Source organism: Micromonospora sp. DT4, from assembly GCF_049841675.1.
Classification (GTDB): Bacteria; Actinomycetota; Actinomycetes; order Mycobacteriales; family Micromonosporaceae; genus Micromonospora.
Genome location: NZ_JBNCKT010000005.1, coordinates 1 through 26,693, shown reverse-complemented (window position 1 = coordinate 26,693; position 26,693 = coordinate 1). Strand labels below are relative to the sequence as shown.

At 70.8% G+C, this 26,693-nt stretch carries 22 protein-coding genes and 2 pseudogenes; 8 read left to right on the top strand and 16 right to left on the bottom strand.

Features of this window, described 5'->3' with window-relative positions:
- Positions 1–61: 61 nt before the first annotated feature.
- The 5 genes from ACLQ24_RS03280 to ACLQ24_RS03260 form a co-directional block, all read right to left on the bottom strand.
- Positions 62–229: a hypothetical protein gene (locus ACLQ24_RS03280; RefSeq protein WP_425888913.1), complete on the bottom strand. Its 168-nt coding sequence runs from the start codon at positions 227–229 to the stop codon at positions 62–64.
- Positions 222–1,001, bottom strand: a complete 780-nt coding sequence (locus ACLQ24_RS03275) for a hypothetical protein (RefSeq protein WP_425888912.1) — start codon at positions 999–1,001, stop codon at positions 222–224. The genes ACLQ24_RS03280 and ACLQ24_RS03275 overlap by 8 nt, the downstream gene beginning before the upstream one ends.
- A complete protein-coding gene (locus ACLQ24_RS03270) occupies positions 991–1,500 on the bottom strand; it encodes a SigE family RNA polymerase sigma factor (RefSeq protein ID WP_425888911.1) in 510 nt (169 codons plus the stop codon). The genes ACLQ24_RS03275 and ACLQ24_RS03270 overlap by 11 nt, the downstream gene beginning before the upstream one ends.
- A 190-nt stretch (positions 1,501–1,690) precedes the next feature.
- A complete protein-coding gene (locus ACLQ24_RS03265; RefSeq protein WP_425889004.1) occupies positions 1,691–4,687 on the bottom strand; it encodes a UPF0182 family protein in 2,997 nt (998 codons plus the stop codon).
- 96 nt (positions 4,688–4,783) lie between these two features.
- Positions 4,784–5,797 carry a YlbL family protein gene (locus ACLQ24_RS03260; RefSeq protein WP_425888910.1) on the bottom strand — a complete coding sequence of 338 codons (1,014 nt, stop codon included), beginning with the start codon at positions 5,795–5,797 and terminating at the stop codon, positions 4,784–4,786.
- Between the two features lie 115 nt (positions 5,798–5,912).
- Here ACLQ24_RS03260 and ACLQ24_RS03255 point away from each other — a divergent pair, with 115 nt between their 5' ends.
- Positions 5,913–7,214 (top strand): zinc-dependent metalloprotease, encoded by a 1,302-nt coding sequence (locus tag ACLQ24_RS03255; protein ID WP_425888909.1) that lies wholly within the window; start codon positions 5,913–5,915, stop codon positions 7,212–7,214.
- Positions 7,215–7,401: 187 nt separating this feature from the next.
- On the opposite strand, the gene ACLQ24_RS03250 is transcribed toward ACLQ24_RS03255, so the two are convergent.
- Complete coding sequence (locus ACLQ24_RS03250) at positions 7,402–8,010, bottom strand: hypothetical protein (RefSeq protein WP_425888908.1); 609 nt, start codon at positions 8,008–8,010, stop codon at positions 7,402–7,404.
- 141 nt (positions 8,011–8,151) lie between these two features.
- On the bottom strand, positions 8,152–8,682 hold the full coding sequence (locus ACLQ24_RS03245) for a M48 family metallopeptidase (protein WP_425888907.1): 531 nt from the start codon (positions 8,680–8,682) through the stop codon (positions 8,152–8,154).
- Between the two features lie 525 nt (positions 8,683–9,207).
- On the opposite strand from ACLQ24_RS03245, the gene ACLQ24_RS03240 reads away from it, so the two are divergent.
- Both ACLQ24_RS03240 and ACLQ24_RS03235 read left to right on the top strand, forming a co-directional pair.
- Positions 9,208–9,375 (top strand): DUF5679 domain-containing protein, encoded by a 168-nt coding sequence (locus ACLQ24_RS03240; protein WP_007464795.1) that lies wholly within the window; start codon positions 9,208–9,210, stop codon positions 9,373–9,375.
- A gap of 164 nt (positions 9,376–9,539) precedes the next feature.
- Complete coding sequence (locus tag ACLQ24_RS03235) at positions 9,540–9,899, top strand: VOC family protein (RefSeq protein WP_425888906.1); 360 nt, start codon at positions 9,540–9,542, stop codon at positions 9,897–9,899.
- 82 nt (positions 9,900–9,981) lie between these two features.
- On the opposite strand, the gene rph is transcribed toward ACLQ24_RS03235, so the two are convergent.
- Positions 9,982–12,603 carry a rifamycin-inactivating phosphotransferase gene (gene rph, locus ACLQ24_RS03230; RefSeq protein ID WP_425888905.1) on the bottom strand — a complete coding sequence of 874 codons (2,622 nt, stop codon included), beginning with the start codon at positions 12,601–12,603 and terminating at the stop codon, positions 9,982–9,984.
- A 248-nt stretch (positions 12,604–12,851) separates the two neighbouring features.
- Here rph and ACLQ24_RS03225 point away from each other — a divergent pair, with 248 nt between their 5' ends.
- Positions 12,852–13,421, top strand: coding sequence for an alpha/beta fold hydrolase (locus ACLQ24_RS03225; protein ID WP_425888904.1), 570 nt, complete (start codon positions 12,852–12,854; stop codon positions 13,419–13,421).
- Positions 13,422–13,491: 70 nt separating this feature from the next.
- Positions 13,492–14,097 (top strand): annotated as a pseudogene (locus ACLQ24_RS03220) (alpha/beta fold hydrolase); the annotation flags it as partial.
- Between the two features lie 12 nt (positions 14,098–14,109).
- Here the strand turns inward: ACLQ24_RS03220 and ACLQ24_RS03215 are convergent.
- The gene (locus ACLQ24_RS03215) at positions 14,110–14,823 is read right to left on the bottom strand and encodes a hypothetical protein (protein ID WP_425888903.1); all 714 of its coding nucleotides are present in this window, start codon (positions 14,821–14,823) and stop codon (positions 14,110–14,112) included.
- Between the two features lie 175 nt (positions 14,824–14,998).
- On the bottom strand, positions 14,999–16,642 hold the full coding sequence (locus ACLQ24_RS03210; RefSeq protein ID WP_425888902.1) for a glycoside hydrolase family 27 protein: 1,644 nt from the start codon (positions 16,640–16,642) through the stop codon (positions 14,999–15,001).
- Positions 16,643–16,762: 120 nt separating this feature from the next.
- Between ACLQ24_RS03210 and ACLQ24_RS03205 the strand changes: the two are divergent.
- Positions 16,763–18,667, top strand: a pseudogene (locus ACLQ24_RS03205) (glycosyl hydrolase family 95 catalytic domain-containing protein); the annotation flags it as partial.
- 107 nt (positions 18,668–18,774) lie between these two features.
- Positions 18,775–19,098 carry a cellulose binding domain-containing protein gene (locus ACLQ24_RS03200; protein WP_425889003.1) on the top strand — a complete coding sequence of 108 codons (324 nt, stop codon included), beginning with the start codon at positions 18,775–18,777 and terminating at the stop codon, positions 19,096–19,098.
- Positions 19,099–19,212: 114 nt separating this feature from the next.
- Here the strand turns inward: ACLQ24_RS03200 and ACLQ24_RS03195 are convergent, their stop codons facing one another.
- Together ACLQ24_RS03195 and ACLQ24_RS03190 are read right to left on the bottom strand one after the other, a co-directional pair.
- The gene (locus ACLQ24_RS03195; protein ID WP_425888901.1) at positions 19,213–19,527 is read right to left on the bottom strand and encodes a hypothetical protein; all 315 of its coding nucleotides are present in this window, start codon (positions 19,525–19,527) and stop codon (positions 19,213–19,215) included.
- A 45-nt stretch (positions 19,528–19,572) separates the two neighbouring features.
- Entirely contained in the window at positions 19,573–20,022 is a 450-nt protein-coding gene (locus ACLQ24_RS03190; RefSeq protein ID WP_425888900.1) for an iron chaperone, read from the bottom strand.
- A gap of 214 nt (positions 20,023–20,236) precedes the next feature.
- Here ACLQ24_RS03190 and ACLQ24_RS03185 point away from each other — a divergent pair, with 214 nt between their 5' ends.
- Positions 20,237–21,250, top strand: a complete 1,014-nt coding sequence (locus tag ACLQ24_RS03185; RefSeq protein WP_425888899.1) for a LacI family DNA-binding transcriptional regulator — start codon at positions 20,237–20,239, stop codon at positions 21,248–21,250.
- Positions 21,251–21,320: 70 nt separating this feature from the next.
- Here ACLQ24_RS03185 and ACLQ24_RS03180 read toward each other — a convergent pair whose 3' ends face one another.
- The 4 genes from ACLQ24_RS03180 to ACLQ24_RS03165 are packed head-to-tail and all read right to left on the bottom strand — an operon-like array spanning position 21,321 to position 26,118.
- Positions 21,321–23,033, bottom strand: a complete 1,713-nt coding sequence (locus ACLQ24_RS03180; protein WP_425888898.1) for an amylo-alpha-1,6-glucosidase — start codon at positions 23,031–23,033, stop codon at positions 21,321–21,323.
- Positions 23,034–23,065: 32 nt separating this feature from the next.
- The gene (locus ACLQ24_RS03175) at positions 23,066–23,890 is read right to left on the bottom strand and encodes a carbohydrate ABC transporter permease (RefSeq protein ID WP_425888897.1); all 825 of its coding nucleotides are present in this window, start codon (positions 23,888–23,890) and stop codon (positions 23,066–23,068) included.
- Entirely contained in the window at positions 23,887–24,858 is a 972-nt protein-coding gene (locus ACLQ24_RS03170) for a carbohydrate ABC transporter permease (protein WP_425888896.1), read from the bottom strand. The genes ACLQ24_RS03175 and ACLQ24_RS03170 overlap by 4 nt, the downstream gene beginning before the upstream one ends.
- Before the next feature lie 18 nt (positions 24,859–24,876).
- Positions 24,877–26,118 (bottom strand): sugar ABC transporter substrate-binding protein, encoded by a 1,242-nt coding sequence (locus tag ACLQ24_RS03165; RefSeq protein ID WP_425888895.1) that lies wholly within the window; start codon positions 26,116–26,118, stop codon positions 24,877–24,879.
- Between the last annotated feature and the right edge of the window lie 575 nt (positions 26,119–26,693).

Below are 26,693 nucleotides of genomic sequence, written 5' to 3'. Positions count from 1 at the left end.
GTCGGCTCGTTAACCGTAGCGCACCGACCCGGGGCACCGCAAAACGACTCCGATACCGCCGTCAGCCCAGCCAGTCCTCGATCGCCGCCACCGCCCGTCGGCTGTCGGCGTCGACCTGCGCGCGGTCGGCGGCGGTGTACTCCCAGCCCTGCTCCCAGAGCACCGTCACCACGTCGTCGACCCGGATCGCCCGGACCAGCCGCACCTCGTCCGCGCCCGGGTCACCCATGCCCGGCGGGTACGGGGCACGCAGCTCGAACAGCACCGACTCGTCGCCGTACGCCCCCCGGGTCCAGCAGCCGCTGCCGCCAGGTCCTGCTGTCGTCGGGCATCTTCTGCTCGGGGCACGCGCGGACGGCCTGCCGCAGCTCCCGCAGCGCGTCGTCGGCGCGGCCGGGCCGGTAGATGGTGATGCTGTGCCGGTAACTGCCGTCGGGCACGTTCCCCGCCCGGGTCTCCGGCCTCTTGTAGGCGATCGACCGGGCACGGCGCTGCACCACCGCCGACTCGCTGGCGTACCGGGCGCCGCACAGCGTCGGCAGGACCGGGCCCGGGGTGCTCGATTCCAGGCCCGTCCGGTTGGCGGCGGCCAGGACGAAGAAGGCGCGGTCCGGGATCGAGGTCGGCGGGTGGGCGGTCGCCGCGCCGGTGGGCGTGGCGGGCCGCGTACCCCCGGGGGTGGTGCGCGACGGCGTCGGGGCCGACGACCCGGCCGCGGACGACGTGGGCGGCGCGGGGGCCGGAGCGGAAGTCACCCCGCTCGGTATCGGGGCCGGCGTGCCGGCCGGTGGCGGCAGCGGCGCGGACCCGTCCACGGGAAACGCCAGGCGTCCACCGACGGCCACCCCGCCGAGCAGCACGGCCACCGCGAGCGCGCTGCCGGCCGCTCGGACATGGGCCCGCCGGTCGGCGTGCCGCCGGACCACCTCGGGATCTGTCACCGTCACGTCGTCGGCGGCGACGGTGAGCGACCGGTACAGGTTGGAGAGTTCAGCTGACATCGTTCGCCTCCAGCTCGTCGATGTGGACGTCGGGCAGCAGTACGGCCAGCCGGGACCGACCGCGGGACAACCAGGACTTGACGGTGCCGACCGGCACACCGGCCTCCCGGGCGATCTCCTCGACCGGCATGTCGAAGAGGTAGTGCAGGGCGAGCGCCTGTCGCTGCGTGGCCGGTAGTTGGCGCAGCGCGCCCACGAGTAGCACCGCGTCCTCGCCCGGAGGGGGCGCGGTCGGTGGCGGCCCGCTGCGGCTCAGCAGCGCCCGCCAGCGGTGCAGGTGCCGCCAGCGGTCGTTCGCCAGCCGGGACACCACCAGCCGCAGCCACGCCTCGGGCGCCGGATGCTCGGCGAGCCGCCCCCACTGCCGCCAGGCCCGCGCGAACGCCTCCTGCACGACGTCCTGCGCCTCGGTGTGGTCACCGGTCACCGCATAGCCGTACCGCATCATCCGCCGCGCGGTGCCACGGTAGAAATCGTCGAAGCTCTGTGCGTCCCTCACGACTGCCTCCCCCTTGTCCGCGCCCCGATGCATCAAGGACGGCGGGGAGCCGGCGTGGGTTGCGGGCCAGTCGGACAAAACGTGTCGGAGAGGCGACAGGCTGGCATACCGTACGGACGCGACGGAGCCCTCGGCGCCGGCCCCGGGGGGCCCGACGACGAGGGCTCCGGTGTGCTCCTCGGGCGGCTGGTCAGCCCCCCGGGGTGGCCGACGGCGACGGGGGCGCGCCGCTACTCGGGTTGGCCGCCTGCTGCGCCTGCTGGAACGCGATGAGCGCCTCGTCCAACGCCTTCAGCGCCCGGCCGTACCGCTCGAAGTCCCCGGAGGTCTGCGCGGCGCGGACCTCGGTGATGGCGGACTGCACCCGGTCCGCGGCGGCGGCCAACTCGCCGGCCGGCGGCGGATTCGTGGTGCCCGGCGGCGGGGTCGTGCCGCCCGGCGTCGGCGTCGCGCCCGGGGACGGGTTGGTCGGGTTACCACCCGTGGTGGGCGGCGGCGAGGTGCCCTGCCCGGCCTTCTTACCCTGATCGACCAACTGCTTGATGCCGTCGTTGATGTTGTCGGCGAGCGCCACGAACGAGCCGCCGTCACCGTAGGAGAGCAGCACCTTCTGCAACAGCGGGTACGCGTCCTGCTGGTTGCTCTTCACGTAGACCGGCTCGACGTAGAGCATGCCGTCGGCGAAGGGCAGCGACAGCAGGTTGCCGTACTGCACCTGCGCCTGGTTGCTGGAGAGCAGGTTGAGCTGCTGGCGGATGTTCGCGTTGTTGGTCATCTGCTGGTGCACCTGCACCGGCCCGGAGATCCGGGTCTGGTCCGGCAGTTCCAGCACCTCGAGCCGGGGCTTTCCGTCGACGTACGACCCGGAGATCAGGGCGGCCAGGTTCTGCCGGCCGTTCGGGGTGACCGCCGAGGTGAGCTGGAAGCGCGGACTCTCCTGCCCCGGGAACTGGGTGAAGAGGTAGTACGGCGGCTGCTTCTGGCCGCTGTCCGGCGCGTCCGGCACGTTCGGCACCTGCCAGAAGTCCTGCGCCGAGTAGAAGTCACCCGGGTTGGTCACGTGGAACTTGGTGAGCAGGTTGCGCTGCACCTTGAACATGTCCGCCGGGTAGCGCAGGTGCTCGGTCAGCTCGACCGGGATAGCCGCCTTCGGCTTGATCAGGTCACCGCCGAAGGCCTTGTTCCACGCCTTGAGCACCGGGTCGGTGTCGTCGTACTCGTAGAGCGTCACGGTGCCGTCGTACGCGTCGACGGTGGCCTTCACCGAGTTGCGCATGTAGTTGACGTTCTCCCGGGCCAACTGGAAGGTGCCCCGGTTGGTCAGCTCGTCGGTCGTCTCGACCTGGAGGTTGACGCGCTCGGCGTACGGGAAGGTGGCGGCCGTCGTGTAGCCGTCGACGATCCACTGCACCCGGCCGTCGACCACCGCCGGGTACGGGTCACCGTCCAGGGTGAGGAACGGCGCGACCTTCTCCACCCGGTCCCGCGGGTTACGCACGTACAGCAGCTTGGAGTCCTTGTTGACCGCCTCGGAGAGCAGGAAGTTCGACTCCTGCTCCTTGATGGCGTACAGCAGCTGCCGGGTGAACGAGCCGATCTTGACGCCGCCCTCACCGGTGTAGGTGTAGGACTCGCCGCCACCCTCACCGACCGGCCTGTCGAACTCGGCCTTCTTGTTCGGGTCGGACTGGCCGACGATCGCGTAGTCGTCGGCCGCCATCCGCTCGCCGTAGTAGATGCGCGGCTGCTTGGCGGGAATCTGCTCGGTCTGCGAGGAGCACGCCTCCTGGGTCTTCTCGCCGAGGAAGCCCGACACGAAGAAGGGCTGCCCGCCGCACACCACCTGGTTCGCCGGCGCGGCCACCAGGCCGTACCCGTGGGTGTAGACGGTGTGCCGGTTGATCCAGGTGTTCTGCTGGTCGGTCAGCTCGCCGTAGTTGATCTCACGGACGCCGACGACGTAGTCGGAGGTCTTGCCGTTCACCCCGTACCGGTCGATGTCCAGCTTGGGACCGAAGTCGTAGAAGCCACGCACCTGCTGGAGCTGGGTGTACGTCTCGCTGACCAACTGCGGGTCGAGCAGCCGCACGTTCGACACGACGGACGTGTCGGTGGCCAGGTTCGCCGGTGGCGTGAGGTTGTTCGCCGCGTACGGGGTGGTCTCGGTGCCGCCCAACCCGAACGCCGCGCGTGTCGCGTCGATGCTGCGCTGGATGTACGGCGCCTCCTTGTCCTTGGCGCTCGGCTTCACCTCGAAGGTCTGCACCGCCCACGGGTAGATACCGCCGATCGCCACCGCGGAGACGCCCAGCAGGGCGAGCGAGATGCCCGGCCACACCAGGTTCCGCATCCAGGCGTTGGAGAACACGATGATCGCGATGGCCACCACGACCGAGATGTACGCCAGGATCTCCTTCGCCGGCAGCAGCGCGTTGACGTCCGCGTAGCCGGCGCCGTACAGCTTGGCGCCCTCGTTGTACTCCAGCAGCATCGCCCGGCGGTCCAGCACGTACGCGAGGGCCTTGAGCAGGACGAACACCGCGACGAGGCTGCTCAGGTGCGCGCGCGCCGCGTTGCTCATCCGGTCACCGACGCCCTGTAGGCGGAGCCCGCCGAAGAGGTAGTGCACCGCCAGCGCGCCGATCAGCGCCAGCACCACGGCGGTGAAGCCGACACCGAGCAGGTAGCGCCAGAACGGGAGCTGGAAGACGTAGAAGCCGATGTCGACCCCGAACTCCGGGTCCTTGACCCCGAAGTCACCACCGTTGCGGAACAGCAGCCACTGGTCCCACCGGCTCTGTGCGGACAGGCCGGCGAAGAGGCCGATCACGGCGGCGGTCAGCGCGATCCACGTGCCGAGGCGCGGGCTCAGCGCCATCCGGTAGCGCTCCAGCGTGGCCTGCTCCACCGAGTGCGGTCGCAGCCGCGGCCGCAGCCGGTACGCCAGCCACAGGTTGCCGCCGACGACCACCGCCATGCCGAGGCCGATGGCGAGGAAGAGCAGCAGTCGGGTGACGAGCACACCGGTGAAGACCTCGGTGTAGCGCACCTCGTCGAACCAGAGCCAGTCGGTCCACGCCTGGACACCCCAGCCGAGCAGGGTGAAGAGCACGAACACCCCGACCAGGACGGCGATCGTGACCCGGCCGCGCCGGCTCATCCTCGGCAGAGGGCTGCTGCTACGCATTACCACTGTTGGCTCCGCACGCTCGATGTGATCGGCTCCGATCAGGCACCCAGAGTACGGGGTGTTCCTGAGCGTGTCGGGGCACGGTCACACGGGTCAGCAGCGGGTCGGCTGACCACCCGCGCGCAGCGTGTCCAACGCGGTCAGCGCCTCGTCCAGCGAGCCCACCTTCAGCAACGGCAGGTCGGGCTGTGGGTTACGGACCGCCTCGGCGCAGTTGTCGGCCGGCACCAGGAAGACCTTGGCCCCCGCTCGCTTCGCGCCGACCAGCTTCTGGGCGATCCCGCCGATCGGGCCGACGGTGCCCTCGTCGTCGATGGTGCCGGTGCCCGCGATGACCTTTCCACCGGTGAGGTCGGCCGGCGTCAGCTTGTCCACGATGCCCAGGGCGAACATCAGACCGGCGCTCGGCCCGCCGATGTCCTCCAGGTCGATACCCAGGGTGAACGGGTGCGGCTGCTGCTGGTCGATCTCGACCCCGATCCGTGGCCGGCCGTCCTGCTCCCGACTGGTCACCGTCGCGGTGGCCGCCGCGCCGTCGCGCGTGTAACCGATGGCCAGCGCCGTACCCGCCGGCTTGGCCCGGATCAGCTCGGTGACCTTGGCGGCCACCGGCACCGGCTTACCGTCGACCGAGGTGACCACGTCGCCGACCCTGAGCACCCCGGCGGCCGGGCCGTCCGCCGCCACCGTCTTGATCACCACCTGGACCGGGAAGCCCAGTTCCCGCAGCGCGGCGGTCTCGGCGCTGGTCTGCGACACCTTGAAGTCCTCGGCGTTGCGCTGCTCGACCTGCTCGGTCGACTCCCCCGGCGGGTAGACCAGCTCGCGCGGCACCACCGCCTCGTCGTCGGAGAACCAGCCGGCGATCGCCGAGCGGAGCCGTACCGTCGGCTGCACCCCCACGGTCGTCAGCCGGAGCTGGCCCGCGGAGGTGGAGGTCTCCCGGCCGGTGACCTGGATGACCTCCTTACCGTCGGCCGTCCCGAGGGTGTTGACCGTCGGGCCCGGGCCGAGCACCACGTACGGGATCGGCACCCGGAGCACCCCGATGCTCAGCAGGGCGGTGAACAGTGCACCGAGCAGGACCGTCAGGCCACGACGTCTCATGCGCCAGAGCGTACCGATCGCCCCCGGCCCGTCCGACGGATGCGCCACGCGACTTCGCCCTCAGCGCAACGCCAGCGGCGGCTACCTGGGGCGCGGCCCGCGTACCGTAGACGTCGTGCCTGATATTCCGTTCGGTTTCGCGCTCCCGGGTGAGCAACCACCAGACCCCAACGATCCCGCGCAGATGCAGCAGTTCATGTCGCAGTTGCAGCACCTGCTCTCGGCGCCGGGCAGCGGGCCGGTCAACTGGGACCTCGCCCGGCAGGTAGCGGCCAGCCAGCTCGCCGCCGCCGGCGACCCGGCCGTGTCGCCGTACGAGCGCCACGCGGTCGAGGAGGCGTTGCGCCTGGCCGACCTGTGGTTGGAGCCGGCCACGGCGTGGCCGTCCGGCATCCAGTCCCCGGTCGCCTGGAACCGCAACGAGTGGATCTTCAAGACGCTCGACGTGTGGCGCAAGCTCTGCGACCCGGTGGCCAGCCGGATGGTCGGCGCGATGGGCGACCTGGTGCCGCCGGAGGCGCGCGCCCAGCTCGGCCCGATGCAGTCGATGGTGGCCACCCTCGGTGGCGCGCTCTTCGGCGGCCAGCTCGGTCAGGCCCTCGGCTCGCTCGCCGCGGAGGTGCTCTCCGCCGGCGACATCGGCCTCCCGCTCGGTCCGGCCGGCACGGCTGCGCTGATCCCGGCCAACATCCGCGCGTACGGCGAGGGCCTGGAACTTCCCGAGGACGAGGTACGCCTCTACGTGGCGCTGCGCGAGGCCGCCCACCAGCGGCTGTTCCAGCACGTTCCGTGGCTGCGCGGGCACGTGCTCAGCGCCGTGGAGATGTACGCCTCGGGCATCCGGGTCAACCGGGAGGCCATCGAGGAGGCGATGGGCCGGGTCGACCCGGCCGACCCGGAGTCGATGCAGGCGATCGCACTGGAAGGCATTTTCACCCCCGATGACAGCCCGGCGCAGAAGGCCTCGCTGGCCCGCCTGGAGACCGCGTTGGCCCTGGTCGAAGGCTGGGTGTGCCACGTGGTGGACAGCGCCGCCAGCGACCGCCTGCCCAACGTCGTCCGGCTCGGTGAGGCGTTCCGCCGCCGCCGTGCCGCCGGTGGCCCCGCCGAACAGACCTTCGCGGCGCTCGTCGGCCTGGAGCTGCGCCCGCGCCGGCTGCGCGAGGCGGCGGCCCTGTGGGCGGCGCTCACCCAGCACCGCGGCATCGAGGGCCGGGATGCCGTCTGGGGCCACCCGGACCTGCTCCCGTCGGACGACGACTTCGCCGACCCGGTCGCGTTCGCGATGAACGACATGGACCTGAGCGAGCTGGACAACTTCGACTTCACCGCCCCGGGCGGCGCGCACGAGAAGGCGCCGGGCGAGGCCGACGACACCGACGGCGACAGCGGCACGGGCGGCGACACCAAGAGCTGACGCGGCCGGCTCGGGCGCCCGCGCCGACCGGTGGCGGGCACCCGGCACGCGCCCCCTGGTCCTGATCGACTCCGGTTTCCGAAAGCCGGGTTGACCGGGCGGCGCGGACGCCACGGTTTCCGGGAAGCCGAGTGGATTACGCCCACGACGACCCGAGGTGCGGTCAGGGGCGTCGAGGGCGTGCCGATCAGGCCGGGCGGCCCGACCCCGACAGCAGCGAGCGGGTCGCCTCCCAGCCCTCGAAGGCCGGGTCCAGCGCGGCGAGGTCGGTTGGCCCGCGCTGCCGCCGCCAGCCGGTCGTCACGGCGACGTCCCCCGGCTGGGGGGCGCCGACCCGGGCGTCGGCCGGCGTCGCCGTATCCAGGTCGAGCGGGGGCAACCATTCGGGTACGGGAAGTCGTACGGCCACCCCGAGCAGACCTGGGCCGCCACCGTCGACCGGTGCCACGGCGACCGACCGGGTGGTGAGCGGGCGCAGCAGCTTGCCGACGGTCAGTGCGGGCAGGTCGGGCACGTCACCGGCGAGCACCGCCGCCTGGTCGTGGCCGTCCAACCTGGCGAACACGGCGTTCGGCGTCGGCTCGGGCACCTCGTGGACGGCGGTGCCGGGCCACACCAGCGCGTCCGCCAGCGGACGGTCGGCCGGGGTCACCGCGACGGCGACGTCCACCTCGTTGAGGGTCGCGACCAGGTCGATGACGTCCTCGGCGAGCGCCGCCCGCCACTGTTCCCGGTCGATTCCCGGCGGCGACCACCGCGCCGGCCCGAGCATCACCACCACCACCCGCCGCGCCATGACCCGACCCTAACGCCCCGCCCGACCCACCGCCTCGCTCAGCCCGGCCGTCTCCGCCGAGCCCGCCAGCTCAGACCGGCCAGCCCAGCTCAGACCGGCCAGCCCAGCTCAGACCGGCCAGCCTGGTCAGCCCGGGGCGGGTCAGGTGGGGACGGGAGCGCAGGATGCCGCAGCGACGCCCTCCAGGTAGCCACGGGCGCGCTCCGACTTGGGGTACCGGCCGACGAGCGCCCAGAAACGGGCGTTGTGGCTGGGCACGATGAGGTGGGTCAACTCGTGCAGCAGCACATAGTCGATCACCCAGTCGGGCATGTCCTGGACACGGTGGGAGATGCGGATGCTGCGGTCGGCAGGGGTGCAGGAGCCCCAGCGGCCGTTCTGGTTGGTGACCCACCGGACACTGGCCGGCACCGCCTTCTGGCCGTACCCGCCGAGGTAGAGATCGATCAACCGGTTGGCCCGGGTGACGAGTTCGTCGTCGGAGCGGGCCAGTCGGCCCTCGCGGGCGGCGAGCCGCGCCAGCATGCGGTCGACCCACTCGCTCTCCTCGGCCCGGGAGAACTGGTCCGGGATGAGGACGACGACCCGCTCACCGTCACGGTACGCAGACACCGTGCGTCGCCGACGCTGGCTGCGCCGCACCTCGACGACCGGCTTACGCGTCCCCGCCATCACTGGCCCGCGCAGCCTCGGCTACGTGTCACGAGGGAAAGCTAATGCGTACTGACCAGAGGTCCGCAAGAGTCAACCGCACGACACGCGCCCAAAAAATGGTGATTGGTCGTTCGACGTCCCGAAAATTTCTTGACCGGACCACCGCCGAGGTGCCGTCGCGCCATCTCGTCACCCACCGTGTACGCGATGGCGGCGTCGCGCGGCCCGCTCCCACACCGTAGGTGATCACGGCGTCCGACGCTGCCTCGGGGCCACCCGCAGGAGTGGCTGGGAGGGTTTGGTCGGCGTGTCCCCGCCAAACTGACTTATCCGACCTAATTCGCCATGCACACTCTCGACGTCGACTTGCTCACAGTGTCGAAGCACAGCTGACATGGAACTGCCCAGACCTGGGTAGGGTCCGCGAACCAGCGGTCACGAAGGTGGCCGTGGAGTAAGACCCAGCGCCGGCGCCCCGTGTGGCCCGCCGCCGGGCATTCCGCCGGAACCGTATTGACCGGCGGACGAGACGAGGAGGGCACCGTGGCCGACCAGGCCCAGACCTACAACGGTTACTGCGTGAAGTGCAAGGAGAAGCGGGACTTCGAGGGGCACGTGGAGGTCTCGAAGACCGGCATGAACATGGCCAAGGGCAAGTGTCCGGTATGCGGCACAACAGTGAACCGGATTCTCGGCAAGGCGAAGGTCTGACCCGTACGGATCTGCGGGGGCGGGGGGGGCCCCCCCCCCCCCCCCCCCCCCGGGGGGGGGGTGCGGCCCCCCCCCCACCCCGCCCCGCGTCACGTCGACGACCTCGGCGTCTGTCAGGCTGGGTCATGCCCTTGAGCGCCTACCACCTCAGAACATCGGTCGCCGTGTCCGACATCGCGCGGGCGGTCACGTTCTACGAAGGCAAGCTGGGCCTACGGACGATGCGGTCCGCCCCCAGCGCCCACATCGCCGACGGCAGCCGCATCTACGCCTCCGGCGGCGGGCCGGCCCTCAACGTGTACCAGTCGGTCACCGCCGGGACGACCGCCGCGACGCTGGCGACGTGGTATGTCGACGACCTCGACGCGATCGTCGACGAACTCACCTTCGCGGGCGTCGACTTCGTCCGCTACGAGCAGTTCGAGCACGACGCGAAGGGGATCACCGCGCGGGCCGGCGGTGGGCGTATCGCATGGATCGAGGACCCGGACGGCAACACGTTCGCCATCGAGGCCGACGTCTGACCGGCCGCCGCCCTGCCGCGCCGCGATGCCTGCTGGGGCTCGACCGCGGCCGACGTGGGTGGCCCCGGCCTTGGGACAAGCCCTACGACTGGGTGTCGGCGTCGGGCTCCTCCAGGATCTCGACGTACCCGTCGGTGCCGTGCACACGGATCCGCTGCCCGTCCCGGATCAGCCTGGTCGCGTCCGCCACGCCCACGACGGCGGGCAGGCCGTACTCCCGGGCGATGACCGCGCCGTGGGTCATGAGACCACCCACCTCCGTGACCAACCCCGCGACGGCGACGAACAGGGGCGACCAGCTCGGGTCGGTGTACGCGGTGACCAGGATGTCGCCCGACTCCAGGTCGGCATCGGCCATGTCGGAGATGACACGGGCGCGACCCTCGACGGTCCCGCCGGAGACCCCGAGGCCGGCCAGCGCGCCGGCCGGCACGTCGTCGCGTCGGTATGCCCCGGAGATGACCTCTCCCTCGGAGGTGAGCACCCGGGGCGGCGTGAGCGTCTGGTACGTGCGGAACGCGTCCTTACGTCGCTGGATGAGCTGGCCGTCGACCCGGTGCGACCGGACGGCGTCGTGCAGTTCGGCGAAGGTGAGGTAGAAGACGTCGTCCCTCTCGCGCAGCACGTGTGCCCCGACGAGGCGCTCGGCCTCCCGCAGCAGGGCCTGCTTGTAGACGAAGTAGCGGCTGATGATCGCGTACTTCGGATACTCCCGGTACCCGATGAAGGTGCGGACCCGGTCGATCATCCGTGCGGTCTCGTCGGCCCGGTGCTCCCCGTCCGGCAGGGCGCGTAGGCGTTCCAGCAGCTCCTCGCGCTTGCGCCGCGCCTCCTCGTGCCCCTGTGCGAAGCGCCGTCGGGCGGCGCCCGGCTCGTGGAGCCTGATGTTGTCGAGGATCAGGGGTACGAGGGTGGTGGGGCGCTCGGCCCAGCGCGGCCTGGTGATGTCGATCTCGCCGACGCAGCGCATGCCGTACCGGTCGAGATAGGCGCGGATGGCGTCGCGTGCCTCCGTTCCGCCCGCCACCTTCGGCAGTTCGTCGAGGAAGCCGTCGTCGTCGACGTCCCGCAGGAGGGCCACCACGTCGGGGTACGGACGGATCGCGTCCGCTACGTCGAGCAGCGCCAACCCCATCTCCGACGTGACGTTGCCCGGGGCGGACAGCGTGAGGGTGTCGGCGGCGTTCCGCTCGCCCAGCCATTCGGACAGCTGGTCGTTGAGCCACCAGGTGGCTTCCATCCCCGCCATGATCGCCTGCATGCTCAACGGATCGGCGAGCAGCCGCTTGTGCTCGGCGAAGGCCTCGGACAGGAAGTCGAACAGCGCCGGTCCGGTCACCGTCGCGATGTCGCGCCGCAGCGCGGCGAGAGAGGCCTCGCTGCGCCCGATCAGCTCGGCGACGATGGCCGGGTCGTTCTCGATCGTGGCCGGTGCGCCGCCGAGCCGCGGGACACCGGGACCGTCCTGGGCAAGCATCGGTACGAAGTCGGGGCGCTCCAGGAGGGTCTCCAGCGCGTCCCGGGTCAACGGATCGGACCTGCCCGCCATCTCCAGGAAGCCGGCGCGGCCCGCGGGCGACGCCAGGAGCCGGGTGGCGTCGACGAAGAGCCGCCCCCCGGCCTCGTGCATCGGCGCCATTGCCGTGAGCCGCCACATGGACAGCCCCAACGGCTTCATGGCGTCGGTCATCATCTGCTGATGCCCGACGGACAGGTAGACGTGGTTCTCCCCGTCCGGGGCCGTGGGGACGGGGAACAACGTCGTGATCGGCCGGCTCTGGACGATGTGGAAGTCGTCGTCGACCAGGCACCACTCGATGTCCTGCGGGCAGCCGAAGTGCGCCTCGATTCGCTGCCCCACGCGTACCAGCCGCAGGACCTGGGCATCGGTCAGCGCCGGCTGCCCCTGACGGTCCGGGCTGATCGTCTGCCTGGCGGTGCCGCCGGCCGGGAGGGCGTCGATGGCGAGCCGCTTGGTGGCGATCGACCTGTCGATGATCGCGTCGTCCCGCACCCGGTAGGCATCCGGGTTCACGAGCCCGGAGACCAGAGCCTCGCCGAGGCCGAAACTGGACTCGACGGAGGCGACCCTCCGGTTGGACGTGAGGGGGTCAGCCGTGAACAGCACGCCGGCCGCCTGCGGAAACACCATCTCCTGCACGACGACGGCGAGGTGGACCAGGCGCTGGTCGATGCCGTTGCGCTGCCGGTAGGTGACGGCACGCTCGGTGAAGAGCGAGGCCCAGCACCGGCTCACGTGCGCGAGGATGGCCGCCGTACCTCGCACGTTCAGGTAGGTGTCCTGTTGGCCCGCGAAGGAGGCCGTCGCCAGGTCCTCCGCCGTGGCACTGGACCGGACGGCGTAGGCCGCGTCCGCACCGTGCTGGCGCAGGGCTCCGTCGATCGCCGTCACCACGTCGTCGGGAATCGCGATTCCTTCGATCCTCTGGCGGATCTCCGTGCTGAGGTCGCGGATCGCCTCCCGGTCGTCCGGCTCCAGGCGCGACAGCCGATCGAGGCGAGCCTCGATCGAGGGCGCCTCGGTCAGAACCCGTCGGAAGGCGTCGGTCGACACGCAGAAGCCAGCCGGTACGCGGATGCCGTCGATCCGCGACAGCGTCCCCAGACGGGCGCCCTTGCCTCCGACGGTCGCGATCTGGGTCTCGTCGACCTCGTCGAGACCCCACACGTAGCGGTCGGTCATCGTGTCACCTCGGCCCGGACGGCCCGCACGACAACTCGCGTCCTGAACAACACACGCACCTGGTGCCCCGATTCTTCGTTCGTTCCCGTCTCCGGCCGACGATTTTGCGGCACGATGGGGGTCTTGCGGCAAGGCACCCATTGCGATATACGTTGAAGTGGGAGCGGTTAGCGGTGGTGTTTTCCCCTGTTCCCGCTGCGAATGAAATCGCGAGAAGCGGCACGGTCCCCGTGTGGGAGGGGGCAGTCGTGACAGCGGCCACGCAGGTTCTGTTCGTCCAGGGCGCCGGCTCCGGGACGTACGACGGGTGGGACTGCAGAATGGTCGACAGCCTGCGGCGCGAGCTCGGTGACTCGTACGACGTCCGCTATCCGCGCCTGCCCGACGAGGGCGATCCGCGTTACGCCACCTGGAGCGCGGCCATTCGGCGGGAAATCGCGGCCCTGGACGACGGTGCCGTCGTCGTGGGCCATTCGGTGGGCGGGACGATCCTCATCCAGGCGCTCGCCGAGCGGCCACCGGAGCGCGAGCTGGCGCTGATCGCACTGATCGCCGCCCCCTTCGTCGGTGCGGGCGGCTGGCCCGGCGACGAGTTCGAGCTGCCGGGTGACCTTGGTGCCCGGCTGCCGCGGGGGGTGCCGGTGCGGGTGTTCCACGGCCTCCGGGACGAGACGGTGCCACTGTCGCACGCCGACCGGTACGCGGACGCGGTGCCACAGGCGCGGCTGTACCGGCTGCCTGGGCGCGATCACCAGCTCGACGACGACCTCGGCGAGGTGGCGACGGTGATCAGTCGCGACATCGCGCCGCCGCGCTGACAGCGCCTCGACGGTGGGCCGCCGGTGCTGCGGCGGACGTCACTTCGACGTGGTCGGCTAATGATATTAGCTGGTCGCGGTGGTCCGTCACCTGGGCGGTCCGGCGGTGCTGGTCGGCCACTCGATCTCCGGCGGAGCCGCCACCATCGCCGCCGTCCAGGCGCCCGAGTTGGTCAGCGGCATCGTCGAGCTGACGCCCTTCACGCGCAAGCAGTCGATCAAGCTGGGCGACCTGCGGGTCGCCCGTTTCCGCCAGGGCATGACCCGACTGCTCGGCACCGGCCTGTTCGGCAGTGTCGCGCTCTGGCGCAGCTACCTCGACGTCGCCTACCCGGGGAGGAGACCGGCCGACTGGGCCGCCCGCACGACCCGGATCGACGCCATGATGCGCGAGTCCGGACGGATGGCGGCGATGCGTAAGATGGGCCGTTCGGTGCCGGTCGACGCGGGGGCGCAACTCGGTAACGTCCGCTGTCCGGTCCTGATCGTCGAGGGGTCACTCGACCCGGACTGGGCCGATCCGCGGGCCGAGGGGGAGGCGATCGTGGCCGCGCTGCCGGCCGGGTGGGGTCGGCTCGAGGTCATCGAGGGCGCGGGTCACTACCCGCACGCGCAGTACCCCGACGAGACGGCGGCCCTGCTCCTCGCCTTCCTGGACGTGAACGCCCGCGCCTAGAGCCGGTACCGGTCAGGCCAGCAACTGTTCCCGCATCCGCGCGCCCAGGTTGATTCGTCCCACCGCGCGCGGGCCGGCCGGATCGTGCACGTCCAGGGTGTTGTTGCGACGCATGTGCGCACGGACCGGCGGTGGCAACCGGGGCGGGTCGTCCATCGCGGCGAGGACCTGCGCGGCGCTCGTGATCAGTCGATCGACGAACGCGGCGCCGTCGGTGTCCACCCGCACCCGGCCGTACTCCCAGCCGGCGGTGGTGAGGTCGAGCAGCTCGAACACGTGGGTCGCCAGCGGATTCGGGTCGGTCACCCGGTCGAGCCGGGCCGCCTGGCCGCCGACCACCGCGACGGCGGCGGCCACCTGCGCGTACGGGTGGAAGCCGCACGGCAACGCGAACAGTGGCCACCGCAGGCCGGGCCCGGCCTCCATCCACAGCGGCCGGTAGTTCCGCCGGTGCACCAGGAGCCGCCGGCCCGTCCGCCGGTGGATGTCCTGGGCCTGCGCCCGCAGATCCTCGTGTGCCTCGTCGGCGACCTGGCTCAGAATCCGGGCCGCCACCACCAGGCCGTCGTCGCCGCCCAACATCCCGGTGGCCGCTTCGACCTGCGCGGGAAACGGAACCCGTCCGTGCGTGCCGTATCCGTGCTGGAGGTCCCGCAGCAGCGCCCGCTGCCGCTCCGGGTCGAGTTGGACCCGCCCGCCGCCCAGCAACCGCTGGAGCCAACGCATGTCGCCTCGTTTCAGCAGAGCCGTCCCGAACCGTGGCAATGCTATGCGTCGGACGTTCCCCGGGTGTCGCAGGGGTGAGCACGGGGCGGCGTGTGCCGGCCGGACGACGCGCGGGTCGGTGCCCGCGGCCACGCCCAGCCGGCCACGCTCTGCCCCGCCTACCGGAGCCGGTCGCTCAGCTTCGGCTCCACCGCTGGTTGGCGGCGCCGTTGCAGTCCCAGATCTGGGCGCGCGTGCCATTCGCCGTACCGTTGCCCACCAGGTCCAGACAGCGGCCCGCGGCGACCGCCGTGATCGAGCCGTCGGCGTTGAAGCGCCACTGCTGGTTCGCCTGGCCGTGACAGTCCCAGATGATCACCGATGTCCCGTTGGCGGTGCCGGCGTTGTTGACGTCGAGGCACTTGCCTCCGTAGACCCGCAGCTCCTGAGCGCTGGTCGAGGTCCAGGACTGGTTGGCCTGGCCGTGGCAGTCCCAGATGATGGCAGTGGCGCCGTTGGTCTGGGACGCGCCGTTGACGTCCAGGCACCGCCCGGCGGACGTGTTGCGGATCGTCGACGTCGTGCTCGGCGGGGGCGTGCTCGGCGGAGGCGTGCTCGGCGGAGGCGTGCTTGGCGGGGGCATGCCGCCGCCGGTGACCAGGAACATCGCCGCGCCGTGTGCCGGCACCGACGCGCTGATCGTGCCGGTCGACGTCGAGGTGGTGTGGGACCACAGGTCGCGCACGGCGTACGAACCGGCGCTGCCGAGCCCCAGCGCGCTGGCCGTGGTGGAGATCATGGTCGTGCCGCTGCCGCGGTTGAGCAGGACGGTGGCCACCCCGCCGGTCGACATCGGCTTGCGCCAGACCTCCAGGTCACCGGAGTCACTGATCTTGCGGCCCTGCTGACCGCCCCAGTCCTGGTTGACGGCGATCACGTCGGTGTTGGTCAGGATCGTGCGGGTGGCCGCCGACATGGTGCGGATGTCGTTGCCCGCCAGCAGCGGGGCGTTCAGCAGCGCCCAGAGGCTGAAGTGGGCCCGGGATTCGGTGTCGGTGGGGCCGTTGCCGACCTCCAGCATGTCCGGGTCGTTCCACGCGCCCGGTCGGGCGTACGACTCCTTGCCGACCTGCTGGTCGAGGATGCCCATGATGGAGTTCCAGTTCCCACCGATGTCGCCGGTGGTACGCCAGGAGTTGCCCACCCCCGCGCCCCAGGTCCAGACGCTGTCCTGTCCCCAACTGCACAGGCTGTAGAGGATCGGCCGGTTGGTGGCCGCGAGCGCGTCCCGCATCGCGGTGTAGCGCTGCTGCGCGCTCCGACCGAGGTGGTCGCCGCAGTTGTCGTACTTGAGGTAGTCGATTCCCCAGGATGCCCAGAGGTTGGCGTCGCGTTGCTCGTAGTTGATGCTGGCCGGGTACCCGGCGCAGGTGAGGGTCCCGGCCGAGGAGTAGATGCCCAGCTTGAGGCCCTTGTCGTGGACGTAGTCGGCGAGCGCCTTGATGCCGCTCGGGAACTTCTGCGGATCGGCGACCAGATCGCCGCTGGCGTTGCGCTGCTTGGTCGACCAGCAGTCGTCGATGTTGACGTAGCGGTATCCGGCCGCGGCCATGCCGCTGGAGACCAACGCGTCGGCCGTCTGCCGAATGAGCGCCTCGTTCACGTTGCACCCGAACGAGTTCCAGTCGTTCCAGCCCATCTGTGGCGTGCGGGCCAGCCCGTTCTCCAACGCCTGCGCGGGCTGGGTGGTGGTGAGCACCACCGCGCCGCTGACCACCGCGGTGCCGAGGGCCGCCGCAAGGAGCGCGGGGAGCAGTAGGGCCATTCTTCGTCTGAGCACGTGCACTCCTTGCGGTGGTTGGCGGCGAGGGCCCGCTGCCGGTCCACAGGGAGCCAACGATATAGATCGAAGCGAATGTAACTCGTATGACATACCACCGCCACCGTCACCACGACGTACGTGCTCAACGGCATCCGGTACCAGCGTGAGGTGTTCGCCAGTGCCCCCGACTCGGTGATCGTGCTCCGGTTGACCGCCGACCGCGCCAACTCGATCACGTTCAACGCCACCTTCGACAGCCCGCAGCGGACGACGATGTCGAGCCCCGACGCCGCCACGATCGCGGTCGACGGCATCTCCGGCGCCATGGAGGGTGTCAACGGGTCGGTGCGTTTCCTCGCGCTGGCCAACGCCACCGCGACGGGCGGCACGGTCAGCAGCGCCGGCGGCACGCTGCGCGTCTCGGGCGCCACGAGCGTGACCGTCCTGATCTCGATCGGTTCCAGCTATGTCAACTACCGCACGATCAACGGCGACTACCAGGGCATCGCGCGTGCCCGCCTCAGCGCCGCCCGCGGGGCGAGCCTCGACCAGCTGCGCAGTCGCCATCTCGCCGACTACCAGGCCCTGTTCAACCGGGTGACCATCGACCTGGGGCGTACGGCCGCGGCCGACCAGCCGACCGACGTGCGGATCGCCCAGCACGCGAGCACGAACGATCCACAGTTCTCCGCCCTGCTGTTCCAGTTCGGGCGGTACCTGCTGATCTCTTCCTCGCGGCCGGGCACCCAGCCGGCGAACCTCCAGGGCATCTGGAACGACTCGATGACGCCGCCGTGGGACTCGAAGTACACCATCAACGCCAACCTGCCGATGAACTACTGGCCCGCCGACACCACGAACCTGGCCGAGTGTTTCCTGCCGGTCTTCGACATGATCAAGGACCTCACGGTCACCGGGGCGCGGGTCGCCCAGGCGCAGTACGGCGCGGGGGCTGGGTCACCCACCACAACACCGACGCGTGGCGGGGCGCCTCGGTCGTCGACGGGGCGTTGTGGGGCATGTGGCCGACCGGCGGCGCCTGGCTGGCCACCCTGATCTGGGAGCACTACCTGTTCACCGGCGACGCCGGTTTCCTCCAGGCCAACTACCCGGCGCTCAAGGGTGCCGCCCAGTTCTTCCTCGACACCCTGGTCGCCCACCCGACGCTCGGTTACCTGGTCACCAATCCGTCGAACTCGCCGGAGCTGCCGCACCACTCGAACGCCAGCGTCTGCGCGGGCCCCACCATGGACAACCAGATCCTGCGCGACCTGTTCGACGCCGCGGCCCGGGCCAGCGAGGTGCTGGGTGTGGACACCACGTTCCGCTCCCAGGTGCGCACGGCGAGGGATCGGCTGGCGCCGTCGCGTGTCGGCTCCCGCGGCAACGTCCAGGAGTGGCTCGCCGACTGGGTCGAGACCGAGCGGAACCACCGGCACGTGTCCCACCTGTACGGCCTGCATCCCAGCAACCAGATCACCAAGCGCGGCACCCCGCAGCTCTACGAGGCCGCACGTCGGACGCTGGAACTGCGCGGCGACGACGGGACCGGCTGGTCCCTGGCCTGGAAAATCAACTACTGGGCCCGCCTGGAGGACGGCGCCCGCGCCCACAAGCTCCTGAAGGATCTGGTACGCACCGACCGGCTCGCGCCGAACATGTTCGACCTGCACCCGCCGTTCCAGATCGACGGCAACTTCGGCGCGACCTCCGGTATCGCCGAGATGGTGCTGCACAGCCACAATGGTGAGCTGCACCTGCTCCCGGCGCTGCCGAGCGCCTGGCCCACCGGCCAGGTCGCGGGCCTGCGCGGCCGGGGCGGATACACCGTCGGCGTGGCCTGGACCAGCGGGCAGGCCGACGAGATCAGCGTCCGCGCCGACCGTGACGGGACCGTACGCCTCCGCGCCCGCCTCTTCACCGGATCCTTCACCCTCGTCGACGTCGCCGACGACAGCACGCCCAGCACCACCCGACCCGAGACGGACGTCGTCCAACTCGCCGTCCGCGCCGGTCACACCTACCGCGCGGCGCGGCCCGGTGTGACGCCGTCATCGACGCTGAGCACCACGCCCTCGCCGACCGTCTCGCCGACCCTGAGCCCGACACCGACACCGACACTGACGCCGACGCCGACGCCGACCCCGACCGTGTCGAGCACGCCCTCGCCGTCCGGTGCGCGGGCGACGTACACGGTGACGAACTCGTGGTCGGGCGGTTTCCAGGCCTCGGTCACTGTGACCGCCGGCGCGACGGCGATCCGTGGCTGGACGGTCTCTTGGACCTTCCCCAACGGGCAGGCGATCAGCCAGATCTGGGGTGGCACGCACACGCAGAGCGGCGCGAGCGTGCGGGTGACGAACGTCGACTACAACGGGTCGTTGCCGGCCGGTGGCTCCACCACGTTCGGCTTCCTCGCCACCGCGACGGGAACCAACAACCCGCCGACCGACATCACCTGCACGACCACCTGACCCGGCGCGCGTCGCGCTTCCGCCCGCCGTCGCCCCCACGTCGACGGCGGGCGGGGGCGTGCCGCTCGTCGCCGTGGATCTGCGCCGCCACCACCGCCGTTGAAGGCCCGCCGGCTACCGCGCCGCGTCGCCGTCCGTCCGCTGGACCCGCCTGCGCCACCGCTGGTGGCGCCAGACGGCGACCACGCAGGCCACGGCGACGAGCAGGGCGGCCGCGCCTCTCCAGGCGCGCTCGATGAACGGTCGTTCGGTGCCGAAGGCCGCTTCGCCGCTCGCCATGACCCACAGCCCCACCCACGCCCACTGCCAGCCGCGCGGCCAGGAGAAGGTGTCCGGCGAATCGGTGTACGCGCCGACGGCGATGACCGCAGCGCCGACGACGACGATCAGCGGTACGCCGACGCGCGTGACGAACTCCCAGAACGACACGTCCCGATCATCGCCGGTGGACGCACGGCGTACCAGAGCCGCGTGTCAGGAGACCGCGGCTCGCACCAGTTCGACGATCCGCTTCTCCACCTCCGGGCTCCACGTCCGCAGGGCGTACGACACCGGCCAGAGGTCGCCGTCGTCGAGGTTCGCCGCGTCCTGGAAGCCCAGTGTCGAGTACCGGTAGTTGAACTTGCCGGAGTCCTGGAAGAAGACGACGATCTTGTCGGCGGCGTTGGCGTACGCGGGCATCCCGTACCAGGTCTTCGGCGACAGCTCTGGCGCGGCGGTGGTCACCGCCATGTGCACGCGCTCCGCGAGCGCGCGGTCGTCGGGCGCCATCTGTGCGATCCGGTCGAGAACGGCCTGCAACCCGTCGGCCTTCTTGGCGCCCTTCTTGCCCTCGGCGCGCAGCTCGGCGGCACGCTCCTTCATCGCGGCGCGCTCCTCGGCGCTGAAGCCGTCGGACTCGGTGGTGGAGGACTTCGCGGACATGTCGGGCTCCCTCTCGCTCGTCATGGCGCGGCGTCGTGCCGGCCACCTGGGAAAAAAGGCTAGGCCGGGACGGTGCGCGGGTGCTTCTTGATTCCTGACCGGCTGGGCCGGGGTCGACCGGCCGGGGCGTCCGAGGCCGCTCGCCAAGCGCTTATGCTCGGAAACCGGAGCTGGGCGCGTCCCCGTCGGGGCAGGGATCGATTCGAGGGGGCGTATGAACATCGGGGAGATCGCCCGGCGGGCGGGGGTGTCCCGCAGCACGGTGTCGTACGTGTTGAGCGGCAAGCGAACGGTGTCGGAGGCGACCCGGCAGCGGATCCAGGCGGTCATCGACGAGCTGGACTACCGGCCGAACGCCAGCGCCCGGGCCCTGAAGGAGGGGCGTACCCGCACCCTCGGGTTGGTGATCCCGCCAGCGAGTCAGCGGCTGACCGACATGCAGTTGGGTTTCGTCGCCAGCGTGGTCGAGGCCGCCGCCCGCCACGACCTCGATGTGCTGCTGTCCCCGTCGGGGGGTGACCACGACCGCTCGTTCGAGCGGATCGTCTCCGGGCGTCGCGTCGACGGCGTCCTGCTGATGGAGATCCGGTTGGAGGACGACCGGGTGACGCGACTGACCCGCACGGGCCTGCCGTTCGTCACGATCGGCCGGACGGCCGAGGCGCACGGCATGAGCTGGGTCGACATCGACTACGCCGGGTTGATCGCGCGCTGTGTGCACCACCTGGCCGACCTGGGGCACCGGCACGTGGCGCTGGTCAACCGCTCTGCCGAGTTGGTGGCGGCCGGATACGGCCCCAGCCATCGTGCCCTGGCCGGTTTCCAGGCGGCGGTGGCGGAACGGGGCCTCGCCGGCGTCGACGTGTGCTGCGGCGACGACTCCGCCTCCGGCGAGGCGTGCGTGGAGCAGTTGCTGGTTACGCATCCGGAGGTCACGGCGGTGGCCACCATCAACGAGGCGGCACTGCCCGGGATGCAGCGCGCGCTGACCGGCGCCGGGCTGTCCGTACCGGCGGACTTCTCCGTCACCGGGGTCGCCGCCCAGCACTGGGCGGAGGACTTCCGCCCGCCGCTGACGGCCGCGGACGTACCCATGCGGGACATGGGTGCCGAGGCGGTGGCGCTGCTGCTGGAGAGCATCGCGGCCCCCGGCAGCGTGCCCCGGCATCGCCTGTACAGCCCGCCCATCTCGTTGCGTTCCAGCACGGGCCCGGTCCGGGCCCGCTGATCGCCGCCGCCGCCACGGGTCCCGCGGCGGCGGCGGCGCGACCGCGCCGGCCGGTCGCGCACCGCCCCGGCTACCGCCCGGCTGCCCGGCGTTCCTGGTGCGCGGCGGCGAGGATGAGGTAGCTGCTGGCGGTCCAGGTGTACGCGCGGTCGCGCAGCCCGGCGCCGGTCTCGGCGTCGAAGTTCTCCGCGAAACCCGACTTCTCGCAGAGCGCGAGGAAGCGCTGGCTGATGTCGTCGGCGATCCCGGTGTGCCCGGCCCGCCGCAGGCCGTCCTCGACCAGCACGGTGGAGGGCGCCCAGATTGGGCCCCGCCAGTATCCGTCGGCGACGTAGTGGGCCGAGTCCGTCGGCTCGGTGGCCAATCCGTGGGTGGTGAGGTGGGTCTCGACTCCCCGGGCCAGCGCGTCGGCGATCGGGGCGGGCAGGTCGGCGCCGAGCGCGATGGGCATCAGGTCGAGCAGGCTACGGCTGGTCCGCCGCTGGCCGGTGTGCGGGCTGCGGGCGGTGAAGCGCTCACCGTCCCACAGGTCCCGGAGCATCGCCGTACGGATCAGGCCGGCCTCCCGGGACCACCGGTCGGCCGGTTCACCCAGCTCGGTGGCGAGGTCGGCCAGGCAGTCCAGCTGCGAGACGAGGAACGCGGCCAGGTCGGCGGTCTGCACGACCCGGCCGTCGTCGAACGTGGTGGCGTTGTCCCAGCCGCTGTCGTTGCCGTGCTGGTAGTGCGGCAGGTCCTGGCCGGGGGCGCGGCGCGCGTCCAGCCAGAACCCGGTCCAGCGGGCCAGCCGGTCGTACGTCTGCGCGAGCGCCGCCCGGTCCGGTGGGTGGGGGAGGCGTCGGCGCAGGTGCCGCAGCGCCCAGCCGTGGATGGGCGGTTTGACGTAGTTGTGCAGGACCTCGGAGTGGGTGACCGAGTCGGGGAGGGCACCAGCGGCGTCCTGGTGGTCGAAGGGTAGGTGGAACTGGTGCCAGGCCAGCTCGGGATCGCCGGACGCCAGGGCGATCGCGTTGAAGCAGTGGTCCCAGCTCCACACCTTGTCCATCCAGTGCTTGGACATCAGGACGGCGGGCCGGGTGACGAAGCCCGCCGGGTCGACCGTGGCGGACCACAGCACGTACGCGGCCAGCTCGGCGGCCGAGGTGTCCTCTCCGCGCCACGGCGCGACAGCGTCGACGAACGCGGCGAACTCGGCGCTCCGGTTCCGGCACACCTGGTCGAAGGCGACGGCTGTGGCGTAGGGCCGCCGTGCGGTGGCGTACTCCTCGATGGCGATCTCCCAGGGCTCGTCACCGGCGAGGTCCAGGGACCGGTCGGCGGTGCCGAGCGCCTCGACGCCGTCGACGCGGCGCAGCGCGCCGGCGAGCATCGTGATCCGGTAGCGACGCCCGGTCTCGTACGAGGTGAACACGTGCGAGCCGTCGACCGGGTCGAGATAGAGGTAGGTGCCGCTGAACGGCGTGAGCGTGCCCGCCGCCGCCGCTATCCGCAGGCCGAGCTGCCGGCCCCGGAGCCGCAGGGTGTCCGGTCCGTCGAAGACGGCCTCGATTCGACCGGGACCGGCATGCCAGGTCAGCAGCGCGGGCGTGGCGACGACCGTGGTGTCCGGGACCGTGGGGGAGAGGCGTAGCACCGGGTGCAGCCCGGTCTGGTGCGACACCAGGTGCAGGTCGTCGGCGTACGTCTTCTCGGCGACCACGGGGGAGATGTTGAGCCAGGATCCTCGGTAGCTGAAGGGGATGTCCTGGATTCCGAACTCCGGACCGGACGGGGCGACGGTCATGGGTGGCGGCTGCCTTTCTGTGGTGCGGGTGGTCAGTCCTTGACGGCGCCAGCGGTCACGCCCATCGAGACGTACCGCTGGGCCAGGATCAGCAGGACGGCTGCGGGGACGGAGGCGACGACAGCGGTGGCCATGATGGCGTTCCACTGCTGGTTGTTGTTGCCGATGTAGTGGTAGATGCCGAGGGTGATCGGCTGGTGGTCACCGCCACCGGCGAGGGTCGAGGCGAAGATGAAGTCCGACCAGGACCACAGGAACGCGAACAGCGACACCGTGACGATCGAGTTGCGGCTGACCGGCAGCACGATCGACCAGAACGTGCGCAGCCGACCCGCGCCGTCGACCACGGCGGCCTGGAGTAGCTCGTCGGGAATGCCGGACATGAACGCCGTGAAGATCAGTACGGCGAACGGCACCGCGAGCGTGGTGTCGGCCAGGATCAGGCCGGGCAGCGTGTTGAGGACGCCGAGGGTGAGGTAGATGGCGTAGAAGCCCATCGCCATGATGATTCCGGGGATCATCTGGGCGATCAGCAGCAGAAAGCTCAGCGCCGGGCCGCCGGGTGGCCGCAGCTTCGCGAGCGCGTAGCCGGCGGGGGCGGCGAGCGCCACCGTCAGCGCCACCGTCCCGAGCCCGACCACGAAGCTGGTGCCCAGGTAGGGCAGTTGCTGGTCGAGGACGGTCCGGTAGCCGTCCAGCGTGCCGTTGGTCGGAAACAGGTGCGGCGGGCTGGCCCGCATGCCCTGGTCCCGGGTGAACGACACGTTGATCATCCAGTAGACGGGGAAGAGCATCAGCCCGGTCAGGACCAGGCCGACGAGGGTCTTCCACCAAGCCCGGCGCGGTGACGTGATCATCGTAGGTGCTGCTTCCGTTGGAACCGGATGTAGAAGAGCCCGGCGATCAGCGCCAGCACGATGAGCAGGTTGCCGACGGCCGCGCCCGGCCCGAACTCGGGCAGCAGGTTGCCGAAACCGAGACGGTACGACCAGGTGGCGAGCGTGGCCGAGGAGCCTGTCGGGCCGCCCCTGGTCATGATCCAAATGATGTCGAAGACCTTGAGCGTGTAGATCAGTCCCAGCAGCAGCGTGATCGCGGAGACCGGGCGCAGCAGCGGGAACGTGATCGACCAGAACCGTTGCCAGCCGGTCGCGCCGTCGAGCGCGGACGCCTCGTACACCTCGAGCGGGATCGCCTGAAGGCCGCTGTAGAGCACCACCAGGTTGAAGGGGATGCCGATCCAGATGTTGGCGATGATCACCGAGGTGAGCGACCAGGTCGGCGAGGTGAGCCAGTTGACCGGGTCGATCCCGACGACGCCGAGCGCGGCGTTGACCAGGCCCGAGTCGCTGTTGAGCAGCCACGACCAGGTCGAGGCGGACACGATCAGCGGCAGCAGCCACGGCACGAGGATCAGCGCCCGCAGGGTGCCCGACAGCGGGAAGTGCTGGCGGAAGAAGAGCGCCAGGGCCATGCCGATGCCGAACTGGAAGACGAGCGACGCGCCGGTGAACACCAGGGTGTGCGTGAACGTCGGCCAGAAGGCCGGGTCGGTCAGGACGGTGCGGTAGTTGTCCAGGCCGGCGAAGGGCGCGCCACCCTGCACGAACGACCGGACGGTGTACTCGCGCAGGCTCAGCTCGACGTTGCGATAGAGCGGGTAGGCGTAGAAGGCCAGCAGGTAGACGACCGTCGGTGCCAGGAAGCCCCACGCCAGCCATCGTCCGGGCCGGCGGGTGCGAGGCGCGGCAGGCCCGGGTGGGGCGGCGTCGGCCGCCCCACCGTGGCCTCGCGTGGTACTGGAGGTCTGCGTCGTGGGGGTCATGTCGTCGATTCGGCGCGCTTACTTGCTCGCGGCCGTGGCCTGGGCACCGGCCAGCGCCTCCTGCGGCGACTTTCCGCCGCTCAGGGCCGCCTGCACGGCGGTCCACAGGGGTTCGGAGATCTTCGGGTACTTCGTGCCGAGGTTGTCGCCGGTGCGACCCTTCGCCGCCCGGACCGCCTCGACCCAGACCTTGAGCTTGGGATTCTCGGCGGCCTGCCGGTCCTGAACGGCGGCCACCGGCGCGACGTAGGAGAGCGTGGTGTCCGTGGTCAGGAGGTTGTCGGCGCTGGTCAGGCAGGTGACGAGCTTCTGCGACGTGGCGTACCGGCCGGTTTTCTTCTGCACCGGGATCGAGACGAACTCGCCACCGGTCGGCGCCGGGGCCGGCCCACCGGCGCTGGCCGGGATCGCGATGGTGCCGTACGGGAAGCCGAGCTTCTCCGCGTTGGCGAGCTGCCAGGTGCCGTTCTCGGCGAACGCGAAGTCGCCGGTGGCGAACTCCTGCCAACTCGTGGTCTGGGTGTTGTTGATGACGGAGTTCGGAGCGAGGCCCTGCTTGAGCCAGTCCGTCCACAGGGCCAGCGCGGAGACCGCCTGCGGCGAGTCGAGGCTGGTCAGCTGTGCGCCCGATCCCCAGAACCAGGGCAGGAACTGGAAGCTGCCCTCCTCGGTGCCGATCGCGGAGAAGGTGATGCCCTTCTTGCCCTTGGCCTTGACCTTCGTCAGCGCCGTGGTCAGCGACGTCCAGTCCTTGACCGAGGCCGGGTCGACGCCGGCGGCGGTCAGCAGGTCCTTGTTGTAGTAGAGCGCGAGGGTGTTGGCCCCGATCGGCACCCCGTACGTCTTGCCCGCGCTCTGGCCGGCGCCGAGCAGGTTCTTCTCCATGCTCGAGGTGTCCAGCTTGTTCTCCTCGGTGGTGGTGAGCGCGCCGGCCTCGGCCAGGGTCGAGATGACTGGGTTGTCGACGATCAACACGTCCGGCGAGTTGCCCTGCTGGGCGGCGAGCAGCGCCTTGTTGGTCAGGTCGGTGGTGTCGTAGCCGGTCCGCTCGACGGTCACGCCCGCCGAGGTTCCGCACTTCTTGAGCAGGGCCACCCAGTCCGAGTCGTCGGCGAACTGCGGGTACGGGTCCCAGACCAGGTAGGCGCCGCCATCGCCGCCGGAGTCCCCGGACGACGACGAGCAGGCGCCCGTGGCGACGGCGGCGAGTGCTATCACGGCGACGGCGGCCAGTCGCCGCCGTCGGTTGAGTCGTGTCATGTGCTGCCTCACTTCAACTCGATCGTGTGGTGGGGTGTCGTGGGTTGACCGTCGCGGGTCGGAGCACGTCCGACCATGAGGCGAACCGATTCGACGAAACGGTTCGCCCGAAGATAGGACCGTCCGCGCTCGGTGGTCAAGGGTGGTTGCCTCGCCCGTCAGGTAGCGCTGGGAAACGCCCGCTTCACCGGATCGTCACTTCATTGACATGAGTGAGTCTCCGACCTACGATCCGAGCGAATCGATTCGCAAGCGCAGCCCTCCGGAGAGCGTCCCCCGCGCCCCACCAAGGAGCCGCCCGTGAAAACCCCGTCCCGCAGCAGGCCCGGCCGAGCGCACGCGCTCGTCGCCCGACTCGTCGTCGGCCTGCTCGCCGCCACCACGGCTGTCACCGTCGCCGCGTCCCCCGCCCAGGCCGCCGACGAGTCGATATTGACCAGTAACCCAAAGGTGCCGTGGTTAGCCGGCTGCGTAGCGGACTTCTGGCTTGCCGAACAAGGCTTTCACGATGTTGGGTTGGTTCTGCCTGCGGCGCAGGTGTGATGCGGCTGCGGCGGCGAGTTCGGTCGGGTTGG

Excerpts from the sequence above, each read along its gene's own strand:
- ACLQ24_RS03180 (WP_425888898.1), bottom strand. The coding sequence starts at position 23,033 with ATGACCGTCGCCCCGTCCGGTCCGGAGTTCGGAATCCAGGACATCCCC.
- rph (WP_425888905.1), bottom strand. The coding sequence starts at position 12,603 with ATGACCGACCGCTACGTGTGGGGTCTCGACGAGGTCGACGAGACCCAG.
- ACLQ24_RS03165 (WP_425888895.1), bottom strand. The coding sequence starts at position 26,118 with ATGACACGACTCAACCGACGGCGGCGACTGGCCGCCGTCGCCGTGATA.
- ACLQ24_RS03170 (WP_425888896.1), bottom strand. The coding sequence starts at position 24,858 with ATGACCCCCACGACGCAGACCTCCAGTACCACGCGAGGCCACGGTGGG.
- ACLQ24_RS03265 (WP_425889004.1), bottom strand. The coding sequence starts at position 4,687 with ATGCGTAGCAGCAGCCCTCTGCCGAGGATGAGCCGGCGCGGCCGGGTC.
- ACLQ24_RS03175 (WP_425888897.1), bottom strand. The coding sequence starts at position 23,890 with ATGATCACGTCACCGCGCCGGGCTTGGTGGAAGACCCTCGTCGGCCTG.
- ACLQ24_RS03260 (WP_425888910.1), bottom strand. The coding sequence starts at position 5,797 with ATGAGACGTCGTGGCCTGACGGTCCTGCTCGGTGCACTGTTCACCGCC.
- ACLQ24_RS03280 (WP_425888913.1), bottom strand. The coding sequence starts at position 229 with ATGGGTGACCCGGGCGCGGACGAGGTGCGGCTGGTCCGGGCGATCCGG.
- ACLQ24_RS03275 (WP_425888912.1), bottom strand. The coding sequence starts at position 1,001 with ATGTCAGCTGAACTCTCCAACCTGTACCGGTCGCTCACCGTCGCCGCC.
- ACLQ24_RS03245 (WP_425888907.1), bottom strand. The coding sequence starts at position 8,682 with ATGGCGGGGACGCGTAAGCCGGTCGTCGAGGTGCGGCGCAGCCAGCGT.
- ACLQ24_RS03215 (WP_425888903.1), bottom strand. The coding sequence starts at position 14,823 with ATGCGTTGGCTCCAGCGGTTGCTGGGCGGCGGGCGGGTCCAACTCGAC.
- ACLQ24_RS03190 (WP_425888900.1), bottom strand. The coding sequence starts at position 20,022 with ATGTCCGCGAAGTCCTCCACCACCGAGTCCGACGGCTTCAGCGCCGAG.
- ACLQ24_RS03185 (WP_425888899.1), top strand. The coding sequence starts at position 20,237 with ATGAACATCGGGGAGATCGCCCGGCGGGCGGGGGTGTCCCGCAGCACG.
- ACLQ24_RS03250 (WP_425888908.1), bottom strand. The coding sequence starts at position 8,010 with ATGGCGCGGCGGGTGGTGGTGGTGATGCTCGGGCCGGCGCGGTGGTCG.